This is a genomic window from Actinomyces sp. SKVG-SVH-4(1) (assembly GCF_048514265.1).
GTDB classification, from domain to species: Bacteria; Actinomycetota; Actinomycetes; order Actinomycetales; family Actinomycetaceae; genus Actinomyces; species Actinomyces oris.
The window spans coordinates 1-1,721 of record NZ_JBGEVE010000027.1 but is presented as its reverse complement, the minus strand read 5'-3'; the positions used below and the strand labels follow the sequence as shown (position 1 = coordinate 1,721).

The window sequence follows — 1,721 nt, the reverse complement described above, 5'->3', positions numbered from 1 at the left end:
CCTGACTCGTGACACTTTGGTGGGGTCTGGGTTTTGAGGTGGGTTTTTCGTTGGTATTCCGTGGTGTTGGGGGTGTGCTGGCACACTAAGGGGCCGGTAGGGTGGGGGTGGTGAGCCCGTTTCTGCGTAAGGTCAAGACAGCCTCAGGGGCGACGGCGGTGCAGATCGCGGTCAAGGAAGGGCGCCGGGACAAGGTCATCGAGCACCTGGGATCGGCCCATACTGAGGCCGAGCTGGCTGCTCTGATGGAGATCGGCCGGCACCGCATTGCCCCGGACCAGCTGGCCCTGGACCTGGCTCCCACGCCACCGGCGGTTCCGGGACTCCTCACGGCCTCAGCCCCGGTCGGCACTGACGCGGTGGTGGCCTCCAAGCGCTCGGGTTTGCTGTGGGACGTTCTGCACGGGGTCTACACCCGTCTGGGGCTGAGGAACGCTACTGGGGGTGATCGGGCGTTTGAGCAGATGGTTCTGGCGCGTCTGATCGAGCCGACCTCTAAGGCCCAGGTCCCCCGTGTCCTGGGTGATCTGGGCCTGGAGTCGGTCAGCGTGCGGACCTTGTTCCGCTCCCTTGCCCGAGCCCAGGAGCGAGGCTACCGCGAGAGCCTGTCTGGGGCTCTGTTCGAGCATGTCACCGCCACCAGGGGCGTGGCCCTGTGCCTGTACGACGTGACCACGCTGTACTTCGAGACCGAGCGTGAGGACGACCTGCGCAAGGTCGGTTACTCCAAGGAGAGGAGGGTCGACCCCCAGATCATCGTGGGCCTGCTGGTCGACCGTCATGGTTTTCCTCTCCAGGTCGGCTGCTGGGAGGGCAACAAGGCCGAGACCACCACGATCATCCCCATCGTGGAGGCCTTCCAGTCAGCCCACGGCATTGAGGAGCTCGTGGTGGTCGCTGACGCCGGCATGCTCTCGGCGGCCAACCTGACGGCCCTGGACAAGGCGCACCTACGTTTCATTGTCGGGGCACGCACCACCCGGGCCCCGGGCGACCTGGAGGCCCACTTCCACTGGGCCGGGGACGCCTTCACCGATGGGCAGCTCATTGACACCATCACCCCCAGGAGAGGCTCCAGGAGCGAGCGGGACGTCAGCAAGCGTCGTGAGCCCGTCTGGGACCCACACTCTCACCCGGGTTCGTGGCGGGCGGTGTGGTCCTACTCCAAGAAGCGCGCCGCCAGGGACACTCAGACCCTGACCGCTCAGGAGAACCGGGCCCGGGCCGTCATCGCCGGTGAGAAGCGTCCCAAGGGCACGCGTTTTGTCACCGTCCACGCCGGTGACGCCACCCTGGACGAAGCCTCCATCGCCAGAGCCCGGTCCCTGGTGGGGCTCAAGGGCTACGTCACCAACATCCCCGCGCATCTGATGGATGCCGGTGAGGTCGTCTCCTCGTATCACGAGCTGTGGTACGTCGAGCAGTCCTTCCGGATGAGTAAGCACGACCTGAGAGCCCGCCCCATCTTCCACCACACCCGAGACGCCATCGAGGCCCACCTGACCGTGGTCATGGCCGCCCTGGCCGTAGCCCGGCACCTCCAGGACACCACCGGTATCAGCATCGCCAGGATCGTGCGCGAGCTACGCGGCCTGCAGGAGGTCACCATCAACCTCAACGGCCACCACCTCACTGCCGCACCACGTCTGACCGACGCCGCCAACGACATCCTCACCGCCCTGAGCACCCCACCCCCGGCACACTAAGCGTCATGAGTCAGG

Annotated in this window: 1 protein-coding gene; it reads left to right on the top strand. The window is 66.2% G+C overall.

Features of this window, described 5'->3' with window-relative positions; all coding sequences use genetic code 11:
- The first annotated feature begins 110 nt into the window (after positions 1 to 110).
- Positions 111 to 1,706 (top strand): IS1634 family transposase, encoded by a 1,596-nt coding sequence (locus tag AB7V09_RS12905; RefSeq protein WP_419143999.1) that lies wholly within the window; start codon positions 111 to 113, stop codon positions 1,704 to 1,706.
- The last annotated feature ends 15 nt before the right edge of the window (positions 1,707 to 1,721 follow it).